The sequence below is a fragment of the Tenacibaculum aquaeponti genome, assembly GCF_057221555.1.
The window spans coordinates 3,528,465-3,552,521 of sequence record NZ_CM170147.1 but is presented as its reverse complement, the minus strand read 5'-3'; the positions used below and the strand labels follow the sequence as shown (position 1 = coordinate 3,552,521).

General features: G+C 28.9%; 15 protein-coding genes. 14 read left to right on the top strand and 1 reads right to left on the bottom strand.

Going from position 1 to position 24,057, the window contains the following annotated elements:
- Nucleotides 1–4: 4 nt before the first annotated feature.
- Nucleotides 5–6,388, top strand: a complete 6,384-nt coding sequence (locus AC2TEO_RS16230) for an alpha-2-macroglobulin family protein (RefSeq protein WP_442265824.1) — start codon at nt 5–7, stop codon at nt 6,386–6,388.
- Nucleotides 6,389–7,126: 738 nt separating this feature from the next.
- On the opposite strand, the gene AC2TEO_RS16225 is transcribed toward AC2TEO_RS16230, so the two are convergent.
- Nucleotides 7,127–7,996 (bottom strand): hypothetical protein, encoded by an 870-nt coding sequence (locus AC2TEO_RS16225; RefSeq protein WP_442265823.1) that lies wholly within the window; start codon nt 7,994–7,996, stop codon nt 7,127–7,129.
- Nucleotides 7,997–8,165: 169 nt separating this feature from the next.
- Between AC2TEO_RS16225 and AC2TEO_RS16220 the strand changes: the two genes are divergently transcribed.
- The 13 genes from AC2TEO_RS16220 (at nt 8,166) to AC2TEO_RS16160 (ending at nt 24,052) form a co-directional block, all read left to right on the top strand.
- Nucleotides 8,166–10,445, top strand: a complete 2,280-nt coding sequence (locus tag AC2TEO_RS16220) for a purple acid phosphatase family protein (RefSeq protein WP_442265822.1) — start codon at nt 8,166–8,168, stop codon at nt 10,443–10,445.
- A gap of 413 nt (nt 10,446–10,858) precedes the next feature.
- Complete coding sequence (locus AC2TEO_RS16215) at nt 10,859–12,259, top strand: type III PLP-dependent enzyme domain-containing protein (RefSeq protein ID WP_442265821.1); 1,401 nt, start codon at nt 10,859–10,861, stop codon at nt 12,257–12,259.
- Nucleotides 12,246–13,187: an agmatinase gene (speB, locus tag AC2TEO_RS16210; RefSeq protein ID WP_442265820.1), complete on the top strand. Its 942-nt coding sequence runs from the start codon at nt 12,246–12,248 to the stop codon at nt 13,185–13,187. The genes AC2TEO_RS16215 and speB overlap by 14 nt, the downstream gene beginning before the upstream one ends.
- On the top strand, nt 13,174–14,154 hold the full coding sequence (locus AC2TEO_RS16205) for a deoxyhypusine synthase family protein (protein WP_442265819.1): 981 nt from the start codon (nt 13,174–13,176) through the stop codon (nt 14,152–14,154). Before speB ends, AC2TEO_RS16205 begins: the two co-directional genes overlap by 14 nt.
- A gap of 5 nt (nt 14,155–14,159) precedes the next feature.
- A complete protein-coding gene (locus tag AC2TEO_RS16200; protein WP_442265818.1) occupies nt 14,160–14,432 on the top strand; it encodes a hypothetical protein in 273 nt (90 codons plus the stop codon).
- A 15-nt stretch (nt 14,433–14,447) separates the two neighbouring features.
- Nucleotides 14,448–14,711 carry a hypothetical protein gene (locus AC2TEO_RS16195; protein ID WP_442265817.1) on the top strand — a complete coding sequence of 88 codons (264 nt, stop codon included), beginning with the start codon at nt 14,448–14,450 and terminating at the stop codon, nt 14,709–14,711.
- Nucleotide 14,712: 1 nt separating this feature from the next.
- Nucleotides 14,713–15,126 (top strand): VOC family protein, encoded by a 414-nt coding sequence (locus AC2TEO_RS16190; RefSeq protein ID WP_442265816.1) that lies wholly within the window; start codon nt 14,713–14,715, stop codon nt 15,124–15,126.
- A gap of 118 nt (nt 15,127–15,244) precedes the next feature.
- Nucleotides 15,245–16,669, top strand: coding sequence for an ATP-grasp domain-containing protein (locus AC2TEO_RS16185; protein ID WP_442265815.1), 1,425 nt, complete (start codon nt 15,245–15,247; stop codon nt 16,667–16,669).
- Nucleotides 16,669–17,637: a succinylglutamate desuccinylase/aspartoacylase family protein gene (locus AC2TEO_RS16180; protein ID WP_442265814.1), complete on the top strand. Its 969-nt coding sequence runs from the start codon at nt 16,669–16,671 to the stop codon at nt 17,635–17,637. Before AC2TEO_RS16185 ends, AC2TEO_RS16180 begins: the two co-directional genes overlap by 1 nt.
- A 232-nt stretch (nt 17,638–17,869) precedes the next feature.
- Nucleotides 17,870–18,289 (top strand): HYC_CC_PP family protein, encoded by a 420-nt coding sequence (locus AC2TEO_RS16175; protein WP_442265813.1) that lies wholly within the window; start codon nt 17,870–17,872, stop codon nt 18,287–18,289.
- A gap of 99 nt (nt 18,290–18,388) precedes the next feature.
- Complete coding sequence (locus tag AC2TEO_RS16170) at nt 18,389–22,108, top strand: efflux RND transporter permease subunit (RefSeq protein ID WP_442265812.1); 3,720 nt, start codon at nt 18,389–18,391, stop codon at nt 22,106–22,108.
- Nucleotides 22,098–23,327 (top strand): TolC family protein, encoded by a 1,230-nt coding sequence (locus tag AC2TEO_RS16165; protein WP_442265811.1) that lies wholly within the window; start codon nt 22,098–22,100, stop codon nt 23,325–23,327. Before AC2TEO_RS16170 ends, AC2TEO_RS16165 begins: the two co-directional genes overlap by 11 nt.
- Entirely contained in the window at nt 23,324–24,052 is a 729-nt protein-coding gene (locus AC2TEO_RS16160) for a heavy-metal-associated domain-containing protein (protein WP_442265810.1), read from the top strand. Before AC2TEO_RS16165 ends, AC2TEO_RS16160 begins: the two co-directional genes overlap by 4 nt.
- The last annotated feature ends 5 nt before the right edge of the window (nt 24,053–24,057 follow it).

Genomic DNA, 24,057 nt, shown 5'->3' with positions numbered 1-24,057 from the left:
TACCATGAAAAATAAATCGATTGCAATACTAATGCTTACGTTTTTCTCTACCGTATTATCTGCACAAAATAACTATGAAAAGTTATGGAAAGAAGTGCATCATTTTGAATTATTTAATCAGCCTAAATCTGCATTAAAAGTTGTTGAAAAAATTTACAAGCAAGCAAAAAAGAAAAATAATGCTCCACAAATTGTAAAAACACTTTTATATAAAAGCAAGTTTTCGTTGACTTTAAATGAGGATGCACAATTAAAAATTATTTCTCAGTTTAAAGAACATATAAACCAAAGTAACACTCCAACAAAAAACGTATTACAAAATATTCTTGCCAATATGTATTGGCAATATTTTCAAAGTAATAGATGGAAATTTTATCAAAGAACAAAAACAGCTTCTAAAGTTGATGAGTCTGATTTTAGAACTTGGGATTTAGAAACACTTTTTGCAGAAATTCATTTAGAATTTCAAAATTCATTAGCACAGAAAAACGAACTTCAGAATATTGATATTAAAACTTTTCATTCTTTACTTGTTAAAGAAAAGAATTCAGAAAAATATCGTCCAACATTATATGATTTTTTAGCACATAATGCTTTAAGTTTTTATGAAACTGATGAAACAAGAATTACCAAGCCTACCTATCAATTTAAAGTAACAGAAGAAAAACTAATTTCTGAAGCCGAACAATATGCTTCATTAAATTTAGAAAGTAAAGATAAATTGTCTTTACAATTTAATGCCTTAAAAATTTATCAAGATTTAATTGCTTTCCATTTACTAAAACAAAATATCAATGCTTTAGTAGATGTCGATTTAAAACGTTTAAACTTTGTAAAATCTAAAGCTACTTTTTCAGAAAAAAATGAATTATACTTAAAAACTTTATTAGACTCTGAAAAGAAATTTAATTCGCATGAAGCCTCTGGTTTATATACTTTTGAAATTGCGAACAAGTACCATAATGATGCTAATAAATATAGTAGTTCAAAAAACAAAAACAAATCTTTACGTTTTAAAAACCAAGAAGCTTTAAAGCTTTGTAATGCTATTATTCAAAAGTTCCCAAAAAGCTTTGCCGCGGATAAAAGTGAGTTATTAAAATTAAAAATAAAGAAGAAAAACATTTCAATTACTGCAGAAGAATATATTCCTTCTCAAACATTTTCTAGAGTTTTAGTAAACTATAAAAATATCGATCAACTTCATTTTTCTATATATAATGTCAACCAAAAAGAATTAGAAGAAATCAAGAAATCATTTCCTAATAAAATACAGATTAGTCGTATTAACAAACTAAAAAAAATAAATACTTGGTCTCAAAAACTTCCTAACGAATTCGATTATCAAAGTCATACCAATGAAGTCATTATTCCTAAACAAGAAAAAGGTACATATATACTTGTTGCCTCAATTAGCGAAGAATTAAATCATAAAAATATTTATGGTTTTGCTTCTTTTCAAGTTTCAGATTTAACTTTAGTAACAAGAACTCAAACTGGAACAACGGTTTATCAAGTTGTTGATAGAAATACTGGTAAACCTATTGAAAAAGCTCTAGTAAACTTCAGCAATAAAAAAAGAAGACATGGAAAAAGTATTAATGTTTCATATTTCACCGATGCAAATGGAGAAATAAAATATAATCCAAAAGATTATTATGGAAATGTTACTGCTAAAATCACATACAAGAATGATGTCGTATTAATAGATAACCTATACTTAAGAAGATTGTATAACGATTTTCATGAATCTACAAGACAAACCGAAACTTTTTTATTTACAGATAGAAGTATTTATAGACCTGGACAAACTGTATTTTTTAAAAGTATTTCTTTAGAAAAGTTAAAAAATAAATCAACAGTAATTGCAAATCAGAATATTGAAATAGCAATTAAAGATGTTAACAATGTTACGTTGCATACATTAAGATTAAAAACGAATGAATTTGGTTCTGCATCAGGAGAGTTTATACTTCCAAACTCCGGTTTAACAGGAAGTTTTCAAATTGTTACTACCATAAACGGAAGAAGAAGTTATGAATACATTTCGGTTGAAGAATACAAACGACCTAAATTCGAAACTGACTTTAAGCCAATTACTACTTCTTTCAAAATGTATGATAGTATTAAAGTTGTTGGTTTTGCAAAATCTTATGCAGGAACTAATATTACTGATGCAAAAGTCACTTACCGTGTTCATAGAAAAGTGCAATTTCCTCGTTGGTATTACTGGTATCGTCCTTCTTTTAACCATTCTGAATCGCAAGAAATAAGAAATGGTGAAGTGACTACTAACGATAAAGGAGAGTTTGAAATTGTTTTTAAAGCCTTACCAGATGAAAGCGTAGCTAAAGATCAATTACCTATTTTCAACTATGAAATCACAGCAGATGTTACCGATCTTAACGGAGAAACAAGAAGCAAAACTACGATAGTTAAAGTAGGTTATCATAGTTTAGTTGCTACTATTAATATTGATGATAAACTAAATAAGAATGATAAAAAACATTCTTTTGAAATTGATAGTAAAAATTTAAATGGTGAATTTGTTCCTGCTGTTGGTGAAATAAAAATCTATAAATTAAAAGCACCTAAACATCCTTTAAGACAAAGACCTTGGATGAGTCCTGATTACCAAACCATTTCTCAACAAGAATTTGAAGAAAAGTTTCCTCACGATCCGTATAAAAATGAAAATAATCGCAGACATTGGGAAAAAGGAGATTTAGTTTTTAATGAAAAGTTTAATACTGAAAAAGCTAAAGAAATTTCACTTAAAAAAATTAAAAACTGGATTTCGGGAAGTTATGTTATAGAGTTATCTTCAAAAGATAAATTCGGACAAGCTGTGAGTGATAAAAGTTATTTCACTGTATTTTCAGATCGAGATAAAGTTCCTGTAGATAATCAACTATTTACTTTTAGAACCGATAAAAAATCATACAAAATTGGAGAAACTGCTAAAATAACTGTAAGTACAAACTCTAATGATCTTACTGTAATGTTGTTTGTAGAAAAAAAACATGAAGTAATTTCTTCTCACTATATACATTTAAACAAAAACAGTAAAACCATTGAAATACCTGTTACAAAAGAAGACTTAGGAGGTTTTGGCGTTCATTACCATCTAGTAAATTACAATGATTTTAAACAAGGAAGACAAATTATTGATGTTCCTTATCCAAATACAGATTTAGAAATTATAACTAAAACCTTTAGAGATAAATTACAACCTGGACAAAAAGAAACTTGGTCTTTTACAATAAAAGGAGCTAAAAAAGAAAAAGTATCAGCCGAATTATTAGCTGGAATGTATGATGCTTCTTTAGATCAATTTAAAAATCACGAGTGGGATTTTTACCCTATTGACAAACCTAAATATTATAGTTCTAGCCTAAGTAGTTCAAGAGGTTTTGGAACTACACGTTTTGCTTTTCAAAACTTAAATCATAACAATTACACAAATTATCCTTCTTTAAAATACGATAGTTTTAATTGGTTTGGTTTTAGCTTTAATAATAGCAATTGGGTTAACAAACAATATTTGAGTCGATTAGGCCGCCCAACACAAGTTAAGAAATCAGGAAGTTTTACTGGTGCAGTTTCGGGTATAATTCGTGATGAAAGCGGACCTCTACCGGGTGTTTCTATCTTAGTTAAAGGAACAACTAATGGAGATGAAAGTAATATTGATGGTGAATTTTCGATTAAAGTTAACAATGGTGATGTTCTAATATTCAGTTTTGTTGGAATGAAAACTGTAGAAGTTCCAGTAAAAAGCTTTTCTAAACTAGATATTTACATGGAAAGTGATAGCGTACTAGAAGAAGTTGTTGTTGTAGGATATGGTGAAACAAGAGAAAAAGTAGCTGTTGCTTCTTCTGCAACTAAAATAAGAGGTAGAGCTTCAGGTATAGAAGCTTCTAATAAAAACTATGATTCTATTGATTCTAGAGGATGGACTCCTAAAGACTCTCAAGAAAAGTATAGCACAAAAAATGAAAAAACATTATCGAATATAAAAGCACGTAAAAACTTACAAGAAACAGCTTTTTTCTATCCTAAATTGTTAACTGATAAAAACGGAGATGTTTCTTTTACATTTACAATGCCAGAAGCCTTAACAAAGTGGAAACTACAATTATTAGCGCACACTAAAGCATTACATTCTTCTACTGAAGTTTTAGAAACAGTAACTCAAAAAGAATTAATGATTGTACCAAATGCACCTCGTTTTTTACGTGAAAAAGATCAAATTACAATTAGTGCTAAAATTAGTAATCTAACCGATAAAACACTTCAAGGTGTAAGTCAATTAATTTTAACTGATGCTATCACAGGAAAAGCTATTGATACTGATTTACAAAACAAACAAGTACAAAAAAGTTTTTCTGTAGATGCTAACGGAAACACAAATGTATCTTGGAACCTAGTTATTCCAGAAACAATTCAAGCTGTTGAATATAAAATTGTAGCACAAGCAGATCAATTTAGTGACGGAGAACAAAATGTACTTCCTGTACTTTCTAATCGAATGTTGGTTACAGAAACTCTACCAATGTGGGTAAGAGGAAACCAGACTAAAACATTCACTTTAAACAAATTAAAAAACAATAGTTCTACAACATTAAAACATCACCAACTAAGTTTAGAGGTTACTTCTAATCCTGCTTGGGAAGCTGTTCAGGCACTTCCATATTTAATGGAATATCCACATGAATGTGCAGAACAAACTTTTTCTCGTTATTACGCTAATACATTAGCTAGTTTTATTGCAAACAATAATCCCAAGATTCAGAATGTATTTAATCAATGGAAAAATAGTGAGACTTTAATCAGTAATCTAGAAAAAAATCAAGAATTAAAATCACTAATCATTCAAGAAACACCATGGTTACGGGACGCACAATCAGAAAATGAACAAAAGAAACGTATTGCCTTACTTTTCGATTTAAACAAAATGCAAAATGAGCAAAGTAACACAATTAACAAATTACAACTCATGCAAATGGAAAATGGCGGTTTTCCATGGTTTAAAGGATCAAACTATGCTAGTCCGAACATTACAAATCACATCGTAACAGGATTCGGTCATTTACAAAAACTTGGTGTGACAAATGAAGGTACTGTTTCAGAAGACATGATTATAAGAGCTATTCAATTTTTAGATGAACATATTGAATATCAATATAATTTACTTTTAGATAGTGCTAAACGTGTAAAAGTTTCTAAAAATAAAAAAGCATATGATGAATTTTTAGCTCAACAACATATCGGTTATTTCGAACTTCAGTATTTATACATGAAAAGTTTCTTTAAAGATTATAAAACTTCAAAGAAAACTAAAAAAGCTATTGATTATTACACTAAACAAGCTGCAAAATATTGGAATAGTTTTAATTTATATGGAAAAGGTTTAAATGCTTTAATTCAATTTAGAAATGGCAATAAAAAATCTGCCAATTTAATTTTAAAATCTTTAGAAGAAAACAGTATTACTTCAGAAGAATTAGGAATGTATTGGAAAGAAAATAAAGCAGGTTGGTATTGGCATCAAGCGCCTGTAGAAACTCAAGCTTTATTAATTGAAGTTTTTGCTGAAATTAAAAATGACACTAAAATTATTGACAACTTAAAAGTTTGGTTACTTAAAAACAAACAAGTAAATCGTTGGAAAACCACAAAATCTACCTCTGAAGCAATTTATGCGTTACTTTTACAAGGCACAAATTGGCTAGCTTCTGACGAGTTAGTAACTGTTACTGTTGGAAATAAAATCATCGATCCAACTCAACTTGAAAACACTAAAATTGAAGCTGGAACAGGTTATTTTAAAACTTCTTGGAACGGAAAAGAAGTTACTCCAGATAAAGCAAAAGTTACCTTAACTAAAAACAACAAAGGTATTGCTTGGGGTGGATTATACTGGCAATATTTTGAAGATTTAGATAAAATTACACACGCTAAAACGCCTTTACAAATCACTAAAAAATTATTTAAAAAGGTAAATTCAGATTCTGGTAAAGAATTAAGAAAACTATCGGAAACTGATTTGGAAATTGGTGATTTGATTACTGTAAGAATTGAATTAAAAGTTGATAGAAATATGGAGTTCATTCACATGAAAGACATGAGAGCTTCAGCTTTTGAACCTGTTAATGTATTATCAAAATACAAATGGCAAGATGGTTTAGGTTATTATGAAAGCACTAAAGATGCAGCAACTCACTTTTTCTTTGATCGTTTGCCTAAAGGAGTTTATGTTTTTGAATATGATGTTCGTGTAAATAGTAAAGGTAACTTTAGTAATGGTATAACTACCATACAAAGCATGTATGCACCAGAATTTACAAGTCATTCTATAGGAACTCGTGTTTCTGTAAAATAAACTTCTTCCTATACAGAAACTTAATATTATAAATAAAAATATATAATTAATCTTTATAACATATAGCCAAGTGACACTAAGAAGACCTCAATACTTGATTTAGATTGAGGTTTTCTTAGTCATATATTTATTTAAAAAAATGATCGACAATAAAAGTTTTGTGTTTTCACTAATTAATACGAATGCTTAGAATAAAAATCAAGGAGAGTTTGATATAAATCTCCTTCATTAATTAACAGATGGATATGTAGAATTAATATTATGTAGAGGAAAAGTTGCTTTACTTTTTAGATCAAAACTATACGAGTGATATTTAGCATAAAGCTAAGGGTCGTAGAAATAGTAACTATTTTAAATTTCAGAAAAAAAATAAAATTTGTACTCTTCAAAAAACTTAAGAAGATTAATGTCTGTGTATAAGAACACAACTATTAAATTAATTACTAATCTGCAACCTCAGTAAATATTCAAATTCCTTATTATTTAGTATACTTTCTTTTTTGAAAAAGTCTTCAGATTTAATTAATTCTAATATCATTTTTCTATCTGCGTTCTTAAAACACAACTTTTTTAATAGCATTGTATTGGTGATCATAACTTATAATTTTGGGGATTGTTATTTAAACAATTTAAAATTATAAATTACTTTAATAAAAAACAGGGTTTTATAGACGAATGAACTTAATATAAAGATAACACCAATAGTTACAATGATTAAAGTGATATAAATTTGAAATTTCAACCGGTAATTTCTTTAATTTTTAAAGTTTTTTTCTGTTTTAAATAAACTACAATACCAGTTAACACTATCAATGGAGTAATACCGTGAGGTAACCTATATATTACCTGATACAAATTTTGATGAAGAGATTGTATAGGAAAATCCCAATAAAAATTAGCGGCTACTCTAGCCAAAGCAGTCAACAAGCCCCAAACTACTGCATAAATCAATACATACTTACTTAACTTCGGAATAAAAATCAAGACCGCTATAACAAAGTCTAAAATTCCTGCTATATATAAAAATGAAAGCGCAAAAGATTCAGAGCATCCAAAGATATTTATTACCATATCTACAAATTTCCCCGGTACAGGATACACTCCAAAAGCATACAAACCATGAGAGAAAAATGTTACTACAATTAATATTTTTAAAATGACAATTAGTTTTTGTTTATTATAACCTTCTTTTAAAGAATACAATAGAACAAACGGCAAACCAAATTGAATACTATGTTCGAAAAATTGAGCAAAATGATAAAATTTTTCTTTGGTTAAAAGAATAGTTAAAATAACCAAACTTACTCCTCCTATAAATATTGGAATCTTTAATATTTTTTTATTAGACTTTGTAATTAACAAACTTGAAATTGCAGCCATCACATATAAAAACCCTTTTCCTATAATTAATGATTGTACTAAAAAATCAGTAGTACTACTTGTAGCATAAATTCTCCAAGAAACACCAAACCAATTTTCAATTATAGGCTTTAAAAGAGATTCATCCCAGAAAAAAGTTCGATAAGGAGCATCCCAAAAAAGATGTTGCCAAGCTCTACCAATAAAAATAAAAAAAACAGATAGTTTAAGGAGATTAATTTTATTCATACCCCAAATTAAGTGTAAACAATGTTAACTGATAAAAACGGAGATGTTAAATTTACTTGAAGTAATAGTTAAGTGATTTAATTTTTAATTAACAATTGAAAATCAACATAAATCATTTTATAAGTTTTATACATTCGTTGCAACTTAACCAATTAACCCCTACTTCAAAATGAAAAAAATTTTATCATTAGTAATTCTTTTATTAGTAGGATTCAATCTTAATGCTAGCAACGATAAATATCGTTTAACATTAAGAGGAAATCCAGCTACTTCTATCGTTATTGGATGGAATCAAATTTCAGGTAGTAACCCACAAGTATATTTTGGAACTACAGATTATGGAACAAATTATAGTAATTATCCTTATTCTGCTTCACCTAGTAGAACTTCTTTTTATAAAGGAATGAATAACCATTTTGTCCGTTTAACAGGGTTAAACCCTAATACTGCTTACTATTTTGTAATTAGAGATAGTGAAGGAGTAAGCAAAAGGTTATGGTTTAAGACTGCTACTTCAGATAACAGTAAACTTTCTTTTATTGCTGGTGGAGATTCTAGAAACAACAGAACTCCAAGAAGAAATGCTAACTTATTAGTTTCTAAATTAAAACCAAATGCAGTTTTATTTGGTGGAGATATGACAGATGACGACACTAATAGTCAATGGCAAACTTGGTTTAATGACTGGCAATTAACTATTGCCTCAGACGGAAGAATGTTTCCTATTATTACTGCAAGAGGTAATCATGAAGATAGTAATAATAGTATTTATAACCTTTTTGACACACCCTCTTCAAATATATACTATGCTATTACTTTTGGGAATAATTTAGTAAGAACTTATACTTTAAATACAGAAATTTCTATTTCAGGAAATCAAACAAGTTGGTTGCGTAGTGACTTAGCAAATAACTCAAGTACAAAATGGAAAATTGCTCAATACCACAAACCTATGCGTCCGCACGTTCGTTTTAAATCAGAAGGAAATAGTCAATACAGTAATTGGGCACGTACTTTTTATGACAATAAAGTACAATTAGTTGTAGAGTGCGATGCACATACAGTAAAAACTACTTGGCCAGTTAGACCTTCTACTAGTTCTGGAAATGATGAAGGTTTTGTAAGAGACAACACTAACGGAACAGTATATGCTGGTGAAGGTTGTTGGGGAGCTCCATTACGTTCTAATGATGATAATAAAGATTGGACTCGTAATTCAGGGAGATTTAATCAATTTAAATGGATATTTGTTGATGAAAAAAAAATTGAAATCAGAACTATTCGTGTAGACAATGCTGCAGATGTCGGTTCTGTTTCTAATAGTAATCCTTTTCAAATTCCTTCTAATTTAGATATTTGGAATCCCTCAAACGGTAGTGTTGTTACCATAAACAGGAATACTTCTGGAGACGGAGATTCTGATAACGATCTTAAAACTATTGAAGTTGCCATTGCTTCTGGGAATGATGATGTTGAAGAAAGTGAAAACGGTTCAATTTACACTAATAGTAGTGACTTAGAGCTTGTTTATGATAGCTATAATAATAATGGATATCAAAAAATTGGCTTACGTTTTACGAATGTAAACCTTCCCAAAAATGCAACTATTTCTAATGCTTATATACAGTTTAATGCAGATGAGAGCAATAGTACTAATGCCGAACTTGAAATAAGTTTACACGATAACAGTAACTCTCCTAGTTTCTCTAATTCTAATAATGTTTCTTCAAGAACCACTTTTAATTCAAAAATAGTTTGGAGTCCTAGTTCTTGGTCTAGTGGTCAAAATGGAAGCGCACAACGCTCCCCAAACTTAAAAGCGATGGTTCAAAGTTTAGTAAATAAAAGTGAATGGGCTTCTGGAAACAATCTTAGTTTCATTATTAAAGGTAAAGGAATAAGTTTAACAAACACTTCTGCTAAACGTGTCGCAGATTCTTACGAAGGCGGATCTGGAAAAGCAGCTCGATTAATTGTTTCCTATACAACAAATGAAAACCCTACTAATCCAAACGTTTGCTCGAGTATTCCTGAATGGAAAAGTGGTGTGAGATATTCAATAGGTACAAAAGTGGTTTACCAAGGTAATTTATTTGAGAAAACATCTAGCGAATGGAAATTTTTGAATACCTGTGAAACTATAACTAATCGATCTTATTCTAAAAATAATCTTAACTACCCTCCTACACTATCTGTTAATGATTTTGAAATAAAACCAAATCCATTTACAAACTACATTACTATTTCTATGAAAAAAATGTATATTCGCGCGCCGATAGAAATCATCATATATGATGTAAATGGGAGAATTGTATTCCAAGAAAAAAGCATGAAAGATATTAATGGTAGTAAAATAATAACACCAAAATCAGAAGCTTCAGGAATATATTTCATACATATTAAAGAAGGTGATGAAATTATAATGAAGAAAAAACTTATTAAGAAATAGATAATTAATCAAAAAAAACCGGGAGAATTTTTTTTGATCTTTATTCCGCTAATTCTGAAAAATGGATTAGCGGTTTTTTATATCAAAATATTATAATGCAAAAAAGCAATAATTATTATTTTGTATTTAAAAAAAGTTTACATTTGATTTACCTATGGTAAAATAAAATGTTAAGTTTTACTTATTTCGTAAACAATTTTTTAAGGAAGATAAAAAATTGTTTTGTGTTTGAGAAACACAACGAAAAAATTAAGGTTTCTTCCGATCTTACTTTAAACACACTTCAAAATCTTCGTTTACGAGGTGTGTATTTAGAACTTAGAGTTTAGTACCTCAATTTCAATTTTGGTTATATCAAATCAAGCAATTAGATAGCTAAAGGGTTTGTTATCTATAATTTTAATTGAAATTAAATGAATACTAAATATAAAGATTTAATCGAACAAACTTTTGATTTTCCACAAGAGGAATTTCAAACAAAACATGAAGATTTGTTTTTTCATGGTATCAATTTAATGGAGTTAATTAAACAATATGGAACTCCATTAAAATTCACGTATTTACCTAAAATTTCCGAAAACATTACAAAAGCACAGAAGTGGTTTAAAAATGCTATGGAAAAATATGACTATAAAGGTACATACAACTATTCTTATTGTACAAAAAGCTCACACTTTAAGTACGTTTTAGATGAAGCATTACAAAACAACATCCATATAGAAACTTCATCTGCTTTTGATATTGATATTGTTAAATCATTAAAAAAACAAGGAAGATTAAAAGAAGATGCCTTTGTTTTATGCAATGGTTTTAAAAGAGATCAATATATAGCTAACATTGTCAGCTTAATTGAAGGAGGACATAAAAATTGTATTCCTATAATCGACAACTATGAAGAACTAAATTTACTTTTAGAAGAAACAAAAAGTAAACTTAATATTGGAATTAGAATTGCTTCTGAAGAAGAACCTAAATTCGAATTTTATACAAGTCGCTTAGGAATTGGCTACAAAAATATAGTTTCTTTTTATGAAAAAGAAATAGCAAACAATCCTCAAGTAGAATTAAAAATGTTACATTTTTTTATCAATACAGGAATAAGAGACAACGCTTATTATTGGAATGAATTATTAAAATGTTTAAAAGTATACACTCAATTAAAAAAAGTATGCCCTACTTTAAATAGTTTAAATATTGGTGGAGGTTTTCCTATTAAAAACTCATTAGCTTTTGAATACGATTATCAATATATGATTGAAGAAATTATCAATCAAATTAAAACTGCTTGTGATGAAGAAAATGTTCAAACTCCTAACATTTTTACAGAATTTGGAAGTTTTACCGTAGGTGAAAGCGGAGGTGCTTTATACGAAGTTTTGTATCAAAAAAAGCAAAATGATCGAGAAAAATGGAACATGATAAACTCATCATTCATTACTACTTTACCAGATAGCTGGGCAATTAACAAACGTTTTATCATGCTCCCTGTAAATAAATGGGAACATAAATATGAACGTGTATTATTAGGAGGTTTAACTTGTGATAGTGATGACTATTACAATTCAGAACAACATGTTAATGCTATTTATTTACCAGTATACGAGAAAGAAAAACCATTATACATTGGTTTTTTTAACACTGGTGCTTATCAAGAATCTATCGGGGGATTTGGAGGATTACAACACTGTTTAATTCCACACCCAAAACACATTCTGATAACAAAAAACCAAAACGGAGATATTACAACTCAATTATTTAAAGAACAACAAAAAAGTGAAGAATTACTTTCAATTTTAGGATATGAAAACGAATAGAACTTATGCAGATATTCCTGAAAAATATGGGAAATTAGAAACCGCTAAAATAGTTTTAATACCTGTTCCTTATGATGGAACTAGCACATGGCAAAAAGGATCCGATAAAGGACCAGAAGCTTTTTTGCAAGCATCTGAAAACATGGAACTATACGATATAGAAACCAATAGTGAAGTGTACAAAGAAGGAATATATTTAGCTAATCCGATAACCGAAGATTCTTCTCCTGAAGCTATGGTTGAAGAAGTACATCAAGTCACTAAAAGATATATCAACAAGAATAAATTTGTAACTCTTTTTGGCGGAGAACACTCTATATCGATTGGTTCCATTAGAGCTTTTAATGAATGTTTTAATAACTTAACTGTTTTACACATTGATGCTCACGCAGATTTACGCAAAGAATATGAAGGAAGCTCTTGTAATCATGCTTGCGCAGTTTACGAGGCAAATCAAAATACAAATCTAGTTCAAGTGGGTATTAGAAGTATGGATATATCGGAAACCCGTATTATGAACAGAGATAAAATCTTCTTTGCTCATGAAATGGCGACTAATGAATATTGGATGGATGATGTTATTGAACAACTTGGTAAAAATGTTTTTATCACTTTTGATTTAGATGCTATTGATCCTTCTATAATGCCTAGTACTGGAACTCCAGAACCTGGAGGATTATTTTGGTATGAAACCTTAGAATTTCTTCGAAAAGTATTTGAAGAAAAAAATGTTGTAGGATTTGATATTGTTGAATTATGTCCTAACGAGCAGGATAAATCTTCAGATTTTTTAGCTGCTAAATTATATTATAAAATGTTGAGTTATAAATTTAACTCTAATGATGGAGATGATAATTATGAAGAAGAGGACACTAACGATTCACCTTTTAATAAACTAACAAAATTCAAAGACAATGATGAATACTAATACACATCCAGTATCTGAATTCATAGAAAAATACTTTCTTCACTTCAATGCAGCAGCTTTAGTTGATGCTGCTAAAGCTTACGAAAAACAATTAGAAGATGGTTCGAAAATGCTAGTATCATTAGCTGGGGCTATGAGTACAGCTGAGTTAGGTAAAATCTTTGCAGAAATCATTAGACAAGATAAAGTTCAAATTATTTCTTGTACAGGAGCCAATCTTGAAGAAGATATTATGAATTTGGTTGCACATTCGCATTACAAACGTGTACCAAATTATCGCGATTTAACACCCCAAGATGAATGGGATTTATTACTAAAAGGTTTAAATCGTGTAACAGACACCTGTATTCCAGAAGAAGAAGCTTTCAGACGATTACAGAAACATATTTTCAAAATTTGGAAAGATGCGGAAGAAGATGGTGAACGTTATTTTCCTCATGAATTCATGTATAAACTTTTGCTTTCTGGAGTTTTAGAGGAATATTATGAAATAGATATTAAAGATTCTTGGATGTATGCCGCAGCCGAAAAAAATTTACCAATGGTTGTACCAGGTTGGGAAGATTCTACAATGGGTAACATTTTTGCTTCATATGTGGTAAAAGGAGAACTTAAAGCGTCTACCATGAAATCGGGGATTGAATATATGACTTTCTTAGCCGATTGGTACACAAAAAATTCTAAAAATGGTATAGGATTTTTCCAAATAGGTGGAGGTATCGCAGGTGATTTTCCAATATGTGTAGTACCAATGCTATATCAAGATTTAGAGAGAGAAGACACACCTTTTTGGAGTTATTTCTGTCAAATTTCGGACTCTACAACAAGTTATGGTTCATATTCTGGAGCCGTTCCAAATGAAAAAATTACCTGGGGAAAACTAGATATAGATACTCCTAAATTTATTATAGAAAGTGATGCTACTATTGTAGCCCCATTAATATTTGCTTATATATTAAAAATGTAACTCTTATGAAACGAATAATTGTTGATTATGAAAAATTAACAGCAAATATATTAGACTTGCTGATAGAAAAGTATCCAGATGGATATGACTACGATGACATTATTTCTTTTCAAAATTCGAAAGGAGAAACCATTAGTGCTGTAGAAGTAAGAACTGATGACACTATTTATTTAGTGAAAATCAGCAGAAAACTTGAAAAAACTATGGATGATTATATGGAAGATGAAAATTCTTTTGATGAAAATAATCTTGATGATTTTACTGATAACGATTTTTAATTTAAAAACTTAAACATGAATTATTACAGTACAGAACAAAGCATGTCTGCTTTCGGTGTATATGCAGGTTACAAAGATGGGTATTATACTTTTGTTTTAGAAAATAATGATATTATTGATTTTGATGAGATTAATAAAATGATATTAGTTCAATTCGATTTAAAATCAAATGAATTTAAAGGCAAAAAGTTTGAAATTATTTATAAAGAAATCATCGATGATTTAGATGATGAAGATTTTGTTGTATTTAAATTACAAGAGATTAAGTTGATTAAATAATATGAGTGCTTCTTTTCACATTTCCCTTCCATGTAAAAACATTGAAGAAACAATAAACTACTATCGCGATCAATTAGATTTAAAAATTGGGAGAAAAACCAATAACTGGGTTGATATCAATTTATTTGGTCATCAAGTAACATTTGTTTTATCAGAAAAATTCGATTTTCAATTCCCTTTCTATTCTTTAGATAATGAGAAGTTACCTTCTTTTCATTTTGGTGTTGTTTTAGATCATGATGCTTGGGAAAATATTTATGAAATTTTAAATAGACAATGGTCTTTTGACACGATTATAAAAAAGACCTTCTTTGAAGATAAAAACGGTGAACAAAACACCTTCATTGTTCAAGATCCTAATGGCTATTACATTGAGTTCAAAACTTTTAAAAAATCTAATGAGATTTTCATGTAACAGCTAGTAAACTTCATTTAAAAATTAAAATCAATTCTTACACGATTCTAACTGAATTGATTTTAATTTTTTCTATTATAAAAAATTTAATTGTAAAAAGTAATACATATTTTAATTCGTGATTAAGTACACTGAAATTATAGAACCAAATACCTTTGAATCTGAAAATCACTGGTATGAAAAATCTTTAAATGCAACTATACATCCAATGGTTAGTTATTTTTTAAACTTAACTAATGATAGAATAGTAAAACGTTACTGCCATTTAAACCCTAAGGTAAACTCAAACGATTTAAAAGAGATTTTGAGTTATAACCCAAAATATTATCATCTATCAGGAGCTGATTTACTACATGTTACTACCGAAAAAGGTAAAAGACAAATGGTAATTATAGAAAATAATTCTTGTCCTTCCGGACAAAAATCTATGCCTCTTTTAAATGAATTTAAAGAACAAGGTGGATATAGAAAGTTTATGGAACACACTATTAAACCTTTACTTAAAAAGAAAATAAATAATGCTGTAGCTGTTATTTACGACAAAAATTATATGGAAGCTTCTGGTTATGCTCATGCCATGTCAGATATGCTAAATAAAAAGGTTTACCTTGTTCCTTACTATAATGACTTAGATAAAAATCATATAGATATTTCTGGAGATTTTATTCGTTTAAACATTAACGGAGAATGGATACAATTAGATTTAGTTTTTAGATATTTAACTCAAAAACCATGGAATCGTCTACCTATATCTTCAAAAACTAAAATCATTAATCCAACTATTGTTTGTTTAGCAGGAGGAAGAAATAAATTAATTGCTTCAAAAGCATATTCTTTTTATAATTCTGAATTACAACAAAAAAATTTAAAAATTATAACTCCTCATACAATTTGGGATGTTAACAAAAATGAAGTCCCTTTGTGGGTTGATAATCTAGGTGGTAAAGCTGTTGTAAAAATTCCCTATAGTAATGCAGGACAAGGAGTTTTTACTATAGTTAACCAAGAAGAATTAGATAATTTTATGAAAATGGATTTTGATTATAATAAATTCATTGTTCAAAGTTTAGTAGGAAACTATAATTGGAGCTCCACTACGTCGGAAGGAAAGTATTATCATGTAGGGACAGTTCCTAACCAAAAAGGACAGTCATTTGTTCTAGATTTTAGAATGATGATTCATGCTACCAAAGAAGGATACAAACCTATTTCTATTTATTCAAGAAGAGCTAAAGCTCCTTTAAAAGACACATTACAAGACGGTAAAGCTTCATGGGATATTTTAGGAACAAATTTATCTTATAAAAAAGAAAATGGTGATTGGGGTTCAGATACAAATAGACTCTTATTAATGGAAAGAAAAGAATTTAATAATTTAGGTATAGGGTTAGACGATTTAATCGAAGCTTATATTCAAACTGTTTTAACTTCTATTGCCATAGATAAAATGGCTATTCAATTACTGAATAAAAAAGGGGGGTTTAAACACAAATTATTTAAGTCTTTAAACGATGATGATTCTTTAATTAAAGAAATAATATAATGGCTAAATTCGAAAAAATTCCAATCATCAAAAAAATTAAACTAAATGAATATGATAATAATTCTTTATCGCATCGTTGGATACATTTAGTTTCTAACGGAATTGCTCAACCAATTTACGTTCCTGTAATTATAGGCAAAGGAATAAAAGATGGCCCTGTACTAGGAATAACAGCAGTAGTTCATGGTAATGAGCTAAACGGTATGTCTGTAATACAACGATTATTTAATTCTATTAACTTAGAAAAACTTTCTGGAACAATAATCGGTATTCCTGTTGTTAATGTTCCCTCAATTTTAGTTAATGAGAGAAGATTTGTTGATGGTGTTGACTTAAATAGAATTATGCCTGGTGATAAAGATGGCAATAGAAGTAAAGTTTATGCTAATAGAATTATAAATAGAATTATTAAAAACTTCGATTACTTACTAGACCTACATACTGCTAGTTTTGGTAGGGTAAATTCTTATTACATTAGAGCAGATTTATCTTCTAAAATAGCAAAACAACTAGCTTTAATTCAAAACCCCCAAATAATACTTAACGCTCCTCCAAAAGACGGAACTCTTAGAGGTGCTGCTGCTGACTTAGGTATTGATGCCATCACTGTTGAAGTTGGAGATCCTGATAAATTTCAAAAAGGTATGATTCGATCAAGCTTAACTGGTGTTTATAATACTCTTTCTTTTTTAAGTATGTATGATGACCCTATAGACAAAGCAGAGCAAAAAGCACTAATTTGTAAAAAATCATATTGGATTTACAGTCAAGTTGGTGGTATAATTCAAGTTCATTGTGAATTAACTCAACTTTTAAAAAAAGGAGATCTAATAGCAACAGTAAGAGATGTTTTCGGTACAATTTTAAAAGAATATTTTGCACCAGAAGACGGTATTGTTATTGGTAAAAGCACCAATCCTATTGGACAAACTGGTAGTAGAATTATTCATTTAGGTATATTAAAATAATTTATAAAAACTCTTCATATTCTGAAGAGTTTTTTATTATATAATAAAGTTTAAAATCCTATTTTTTCAATTACCTCTAGATATAAAAACTAAAAACATTAAATTGTTTTTAACAATTAATTTATCTGTAATCTATTAATTGCATTATAGTTAAAATTAGCATAATAATTAGCGAATTAAATAATTCTTTTTCCATTAGTTATATAATATTTGTAATTTTGTTTCGTAACAAATGAACATACTTATAAATAAAATAGTATCTATTTTAATGGCATTAGTAGTAGTATTTTCTACAATGTCGTTTACTATCAATAGTCATTTTTGTGGTGATACATTGGTAAATACAAGCTATTTTAATAAAGCAAAAACTTGCGGAATGGAAATAACGCAAGAAATAGATAATGAAAGATGTTCTATTACCAAGAAAAACTGTTGTAAAGATATCACACAGCTAGTAGAAGGTCAAAATAACCTAAAGAAAACTTCACTTGACAAAGTATCTTTCAATAAACAACTTTTCGTTCTATCTTTTTATTATTCATATATTAATTTATTTGTAGGATTACACAACAAAGTAATTCCTTTTAAAGATTACTCACCTCCACTCGTTATTAAAGACATTCAGGTTCTTGACGAAGTATATTTAATTTGATTACAAACATTTAGACAACCTATCCTTTGAAAACTCAATGGAGTTTTTCTTATACAAGGTATTTAACATACCTATATCTAATTGTTTAAAATCATTTTTATGCTCAACAAAAGCATCAAATTCTTAATAGAAAATAAACTCTTTTCAGTTTTAATTTTCATCATATTTATTGGATGGGGAATTATAACCGCACCCTTTAATTGGAATACAGGATTTCTACCTAATGCTCCTGTCGCAGTAGATGCTATTCCTGATATTGGAGAAAACCAACAAATTATATTTACAAAATGGGAAGGACGTTCTCCTCAAAATATAGAAGATCAAATCACTTATCCCTTAACCACATCCTTATTAGGAATACCAGGAGTAAAAACTATTCGAAGTTCTTCTATGTTTGGTTTTTCAAGTATTTATGTAATTTTTGAGGAAAATATTGAATTTTATTGGAGTCGCTCTCGTATTCTCGAAAAACTCAACTCACTACCAAACAACCTATTACCTAACGGTGTAAATCCTACTTTAGGACCAGATGCAACAGGTTTAGGGCAAGTTTACTGGTATACACTAGAAGGTAGAGACAAAAACGGAAACGTAACAGGGGGTTGGGACTTACATGAACTAAGAAGCATACAAGACTACTATGTAAAATACGCTTTGTCATCTGCTAGTGGTGTATCTGAAGTATCATCTATTGGTGGATATATTCAAGAATATCATATTGACGTTAATCCTGAATTAATGCGTCAGTACAATATAGATTTACAACAAGTTGTAAAAGCTGTTAAACAAAGTAATCAAGATATTGGAGCACAAACTATAGAGATTAACCAAGTAGAATATCTAGTTCGAGGCTTAGGTTATATAACATCTATAAAAGATATAGAAAATGCAGTGGTTTCCTCTACCAATTTTACACCTATAAAAATTAAAGATATTGCTAAAGTTTCAATCGGCGCAAAAGCACGTAGAGGAATTTTAGATAAAGAAGGTGCAGAAGTCGTAGGTGGAGTTGTTGTAGCTCGATATGGTGCAAATCCTTTAGAAGTAATTAATAATACTAAAGAAAAAATAAAAGAATTAAGTTCTGGATTACCATCAAAAGTATTAGCAGATGGAACAACTTCACAACTAACCATTGTTCCCTTTTATGATCGTTCTGAATTAATTCAAGAAACATTAAACACTCTCAATGAAGCATTAACACTAGAGATACTAATTACGATTTTAGTAATTATTATAATGGTATATAACTTAAAAGCATCTTTATTAATTTCAAGTTTATTACCAGTTGCTGTTTTAATGGTTTTTATTGCGATGAAAGCTTTTGGCATTGATGCTAATATTGTAGCCCTATCTGGAATTGCTATTGCTATAGGAACAATGGTTGATGTTGGTGTAATTTTATCTGAAAACATTTTAAATCATTTAGAAAAAAATAATCTCCCTATTAATACTGTAGTATATAATGCTACAATTGAAGTATCTGGTGCTATAGTTACGGCTGTAATGACAACCATTATTAGTTTTTTACCTGTTTTTACAATGATTGGTGCCGAGGGTAAATTGTTTAGTCCATTAGCCTTCACCAAAACCTTCGCGCTAATTATGGCCTTGTTGGTCGCTTTATTCTTAATTCCTCCTTTTGCTGCAATTATTTTTAAAAGAAGAAGTAGTTCTAAAAACCTTTCTTTTTTGATTAATATCATATTAACAACTTTAGGAGTATTTTCTATCATCCTTGAGCAGTGGTTAGGTATATTTTTAATTGCTTTTGGAATTACTAGTATCTCAAAGTTATTAGGTAAAATTTCAGATAAACAAACCAACCTCATAAATATTATTATTGTAACTATATTAATTATCTTATTATTAGCAGAATACTGGAGACCTTTTGGCTTAGAAAAAAGCTTACTTTTTAACGTATTATTTGTAGCAATTATCTGTTTTGGGTTATTAGGTGTTTTTTCTTTACTACGGAAGTATTATAGTTTGATTTTACAATGGGCATTAGCTAATAAAATACTTTTTTTAACTATTCCTACAACAATTACTATTCTTGGTTTTTTAATCTTTAAAAATACAGGCAAAGAATTCATGCCTTCTTTAAATGAAGGCTCTTTTTTACTCATGCCTACATCTATGCCACATTCAGGAGTTGAAGAAAACAAACGTGTATTACAACAATTAGATATGAGTGTTGCTAATATTCCTGAAATTAAAACAGTAGTTGGTAAAGCCGGACGAACAGAATCTGCTTTAGATCCTGCACCACTTTCAATGTACGAAAATGTAATTATCTACAAACCAGAATACAAAGTTAATTCTAAAGGAAAACGTCAACGCTATCAAGTAAATAACAATGGATTGTTTGTGCTAAAAAATGGTAAAACTGTCGCTAATCCAAATTTAACAAATCTTACTTCAGAAATATTTTATTCTAATGTTTCTACTAATGAGTTAATTGAAGATAGAAATGGTGAATTTTATCGTAATTGGAGACCACATATAAAATCTACTGATGACATTTGGAATGAAATTGTTAAAGTGACAAAATTACCTGGTGTTACCTCAGCGCCAAAATTACAACCTATTGAAACACGATTAGTAATGCTACAAACAGGTATGCGAGCACCAATGGGAATAAAAGTAAAAGGGCAAAATTTAAAAGAAATTGAAACTTTTGGAGTACAACTAGAAACAATTTTAAAATCTGTTGTAGGAGTTAAAAAAGAAGCTGTATTTGCTGATAGAATAGTTGGTAAACCCTATTTATTAATTGATATTAATAGAGAAAAAATTGCACGTTATGGAATTTCTATACAAGAAGTACAAAATGTATTAAAAGTTGCTGTTGGGGGTATACCTTTAACACAAACTATTGAAGGTAGAGAACGTTATACAGTACGTGTACGATATCCGAGAGAACTTCGTAACACTCCAAATGATTTAGAGCAAATTTATGTACCTGTTAAAAATGGAAATCCAGTACCTCTAAGCGAATTAACAAGTATTAAATACGAACAAGGCGCACAAGTTATTAAAAGTGAAGATACCTTTTTAATTGGTTACGTGTTATTCGATAAACTAAACAATTTTGCAGAGGTTACTGTTATTGAAAATGCACAAAAAACTATACAACAAAAAATAAAAAGTGGTGAATTAATTGTGCCAAAAGGTATCAACTTTCAATTTACTGGAACTTATGAAAACCAGATAAGAGCTGAAAAAACTTTAACAATAGTTGTTCCGTTGGCATTACTCATCATCTTTATCATTTTATATTTTCAATTCCGTTCAACCACAACGTCTTTAATGGTTTTCACAGCTATCGTTGTAGCATTTGCAGGCGGATTTATAATGATGTGGCTTTACGGTCAATCTTGGTTTTTAAATTTCAGTTTTTTAGGGCAGAATATTAGAGATTTATTTCAAATGCAACCAATTAACTTAAGTGTAGCAGTTTGGGTAGGCTTTATTGCCTTATTCGGTATTGCTACTGATGATGGAGTTGTAATGGCAACTTATTTAAAGCAAACTTTTAATAAGAATAAACCTGCAACAGAATTTGACATACGAAAATCAGTAATAGAAGCTGGAGAAAAACGTATTAGACCTTGTTTAATGACAACAGCAACAACAGTTTTAGCATTACTACCTGTATTAACATCTACAGGAAGAGGAAGTGATATTATGATACCAATGGCTATTCCTGCATTTGGTGGTATGATTATAGATATTACCTCGTATTTTTTATTACCTGTTTTATATTGTTTACGAGAAGAATTTTTATTAAAAAAGAAAAGAAATAATGAAAACTAAAAACATATTAGCACTTGTATTTATTTTAGTTTTTAATTGTTTTTCTAAAGCACAAGAATTACAATTTTTTATTAAAGAAGGCTTAGAAAACAATCCTAAAATTAAACAGTTTGAATTACAATACAAACGAATTTCAGAAAAAGTAAATGAAGTTAACTCTTTACCCAACACCAATATAGGTTTAGGATATTTTGTTAGTGAACCAGAAACACGAACAGGTGCACAACGCTTTAAAGTTTCTATTAATCAAATGTTACCTTGGTTTGGTACAATAAGTTCACGAGAAAATTATGTAAGTTCGTTAGCAGACAGTAAGTTTGAAGACATTACAATTGCTAAACGAAAATTAATAGCTTCAATATCTACCGCTTATTACAATCTACATACAATTAAAGCTAAGCAAAAAGTTTTAATCGAAAACATAAACTTATTAAACACCTACGAAACTATGGCTTTAAAATCAATAGAAGTAGGAACGGCATCAACTGTAGATGTTTTACGTTTACAAATTCGAAAAAATGATTTAAATCAATCAAAAGAAATTTTAGAACAATATTTTTCAACAGAACAAACTTCACTTAACAAATTATTAAACAGAGATAAAAGTATTTTTATAAATATAGATTCTGAGTTAAAAATTCCATTAAAAGACCAAATAATAAATATTGACAGTTTACAATTTCATCCTGAATTAATAAAATATGATAAACTATACCAATCAATTGAAAAGTCTGAACTCTTAAACCAAAAAGAAAGTAGTCCTATGATTGGCTTTGGATTAAATTATATTAATGTTATCCAAAGACCTAATATGAATTTTAACGATAATGGAAAAGATATTGTTATGCCAATGGTAACCCTTTCAATTCCTATTTTCAATAAAAAATATACTTCTAAAACTAAACAAAATCAAATTCAACAAGAAGAATTAAATGTACAGAAACAAGAACGTCTTAATAAATTAGAAACTTTACTTAACAAAGCTCTAAATCTCCGTTTATCTGCAAAAATAAGTTACAAAACACAAACCAAAAACTTAAAACAAGCCAAAAGTGCAGAAACCATACTTGTTAAAAGTTATCAAACTGGTACTATTGACTTTAACGATGTTCTCGATATTCAAGAATTACAGTTAAAACTTCAACTTAATCAAATCAAAGCAGTACACGATTACTATATACAAAGTACTATTATTAATTATTTAATTCAGAATAAATGAAACATATATATAACATAGATGGTATGTCTTGCGGAAGCTGTAAAGCTAACGTAGAAAATAGCTTAATTGATATAGAAAACATTACCAATGTAAATGTGAATTTAAAAAACAAGGAAGTTGAAATAACAATGAGTAAGCATGTTAATATATTAGAATTACAAAATGCTTTACCTGAAAAATACACTATTTCAGAAAAAAAATCTGTTAAAAATAAACCTACAAATACCTTTGTAGATGATGAAATAGATCTGGGTAAAAGTAAAATCGAACAATTAAAGCCTCTTTTTTTAATTTTATTATACATTTCTGTTTCTAGTATATTAATTCATTATAAAAACTGGAGTTGGAGTGGTTTTATGTTCGATTTTATGGGACTATTTTATATCGTATTTAGTTTTTTTAAAATGTTAGATTTAAAAGGTTTCCCAGATAGTTTTAGAATGTATGATCCATTAGCAAAGCGAGTTCCTATATATGCTAAATTGTATCCTTTTATTGAAACTTTTTTAGGCTTAATGTTTCTACTTCGTTTTGAAATAAAAGTAGCCTTAATACTAACTTTATTAATTTTAGGAATTACAACTATTGGAGTAACAAAAACTTTACTAGATAAGAAATCGATTCGTTGCGCTTGTTTAGGTACTGCTTTAAAACTCCCTATGACAGAAGCTACTTTTATAGAAAATGCTATAATGATAATTATGGCAATAATAATGCTCTTTTAACCCAT

Bases quoted from the DNA above. Each gene is read 5' to 3' on its own strand.
- AC2TEO_RS16230 (WP_442265824.1), top strand. From the start codon at position 5: ATGAAAAATAAATCGATTGCAATACTAATGCTTACGTTTTTCTCTACC.
- AC2TEO_RS16225 (WP_442265823.1), bottom strand. From the start codon at position 7,996: ATGAATAAAATTAATCTCCTTAAACTATCTGTTTTTTTTATTTTTATT.
- AC2TEO_RS16220 (WP_442265822.1), top strand. From the start codon at position 8,166: ATGAAAAAAATTTTATCATTAGTAATTCTTTTATTAGTAGGATTCAAT.
- AC2TEO_RS16215 (WP_442265821.1), top strand. From the start codon at position 10,859: ATGAATACTAAATATAAAGATTTAATCGAACAAACTTTTGATTTTCCA.
- speB (WP_442265820.1), top strand. From the start codon at position 12,246: ATGAAAACGAATAGAACTTATGCAGATATTCCTGAAAAATATGGGAAA.
- AC2TEO_RS16205 (WP_442265819.1), top strand. From the start codon at position 13,174: ATGATGAATACTAATACACATCCAGTATCTGAATTCATAGAAAAATAC.
- AC2TEO_RS16200 (WP_442265818.1), top strand. From the start codon at position 14,160: ATGAAACGAATAATTGTTGATTATGAAAAATTAACAGCAAATATATTA.
- AC2TEO_RS16195 (WP_442265817.1), top strand. From the start codon at position 14,448: ATGAATTATTACAGTACAGAACAAAGCATGTCTGCTTTCGGTGTATAT.
- AC2TEO_RS16190 (WP_442265816.1), top strand. From the start codon at position 14,713: ATGAGTGCTTCTTTTCACATTTCCCTTCCATGTAAAAACATTGAAGAA.
- AC2TEO_RS16180 (WP_442265814.1), top strand. From the start codon at position 16,669: ATGGCTAAATTCGAAAAAATTCCAATCATCAAAAAAATTAAACTAAAT.
- AC2TEO_RS16175 (WP_442265813.1), top strand. From the start codon at position 17,870: ATGAACATACTTATAAATAAAATAGTATCTATTTTAATGGCATTAGTA.
- AC2TEO_RS16170 (WP_442265812.1), top strand. From the start codon at position 18,389: ATGCTCAACAAAAGCATCAAATTCTTAATAGAAAATAAACTCTTTTCA.
- AC2TEO_RS16165 (WP_442265811.1), top strand. From the start codon at position 22,098: ATGAAAACTAAAAACATATTAGCACTTGTATTTATTTTAGTTTTTAAT.
- AC2TEO_RS16160 (WP_442265810.1), top strand. From the start codon at position 23,324: ATGAAACATATATATAACATAGATGGTATGTCTTGCGGAAGCTGTAAA.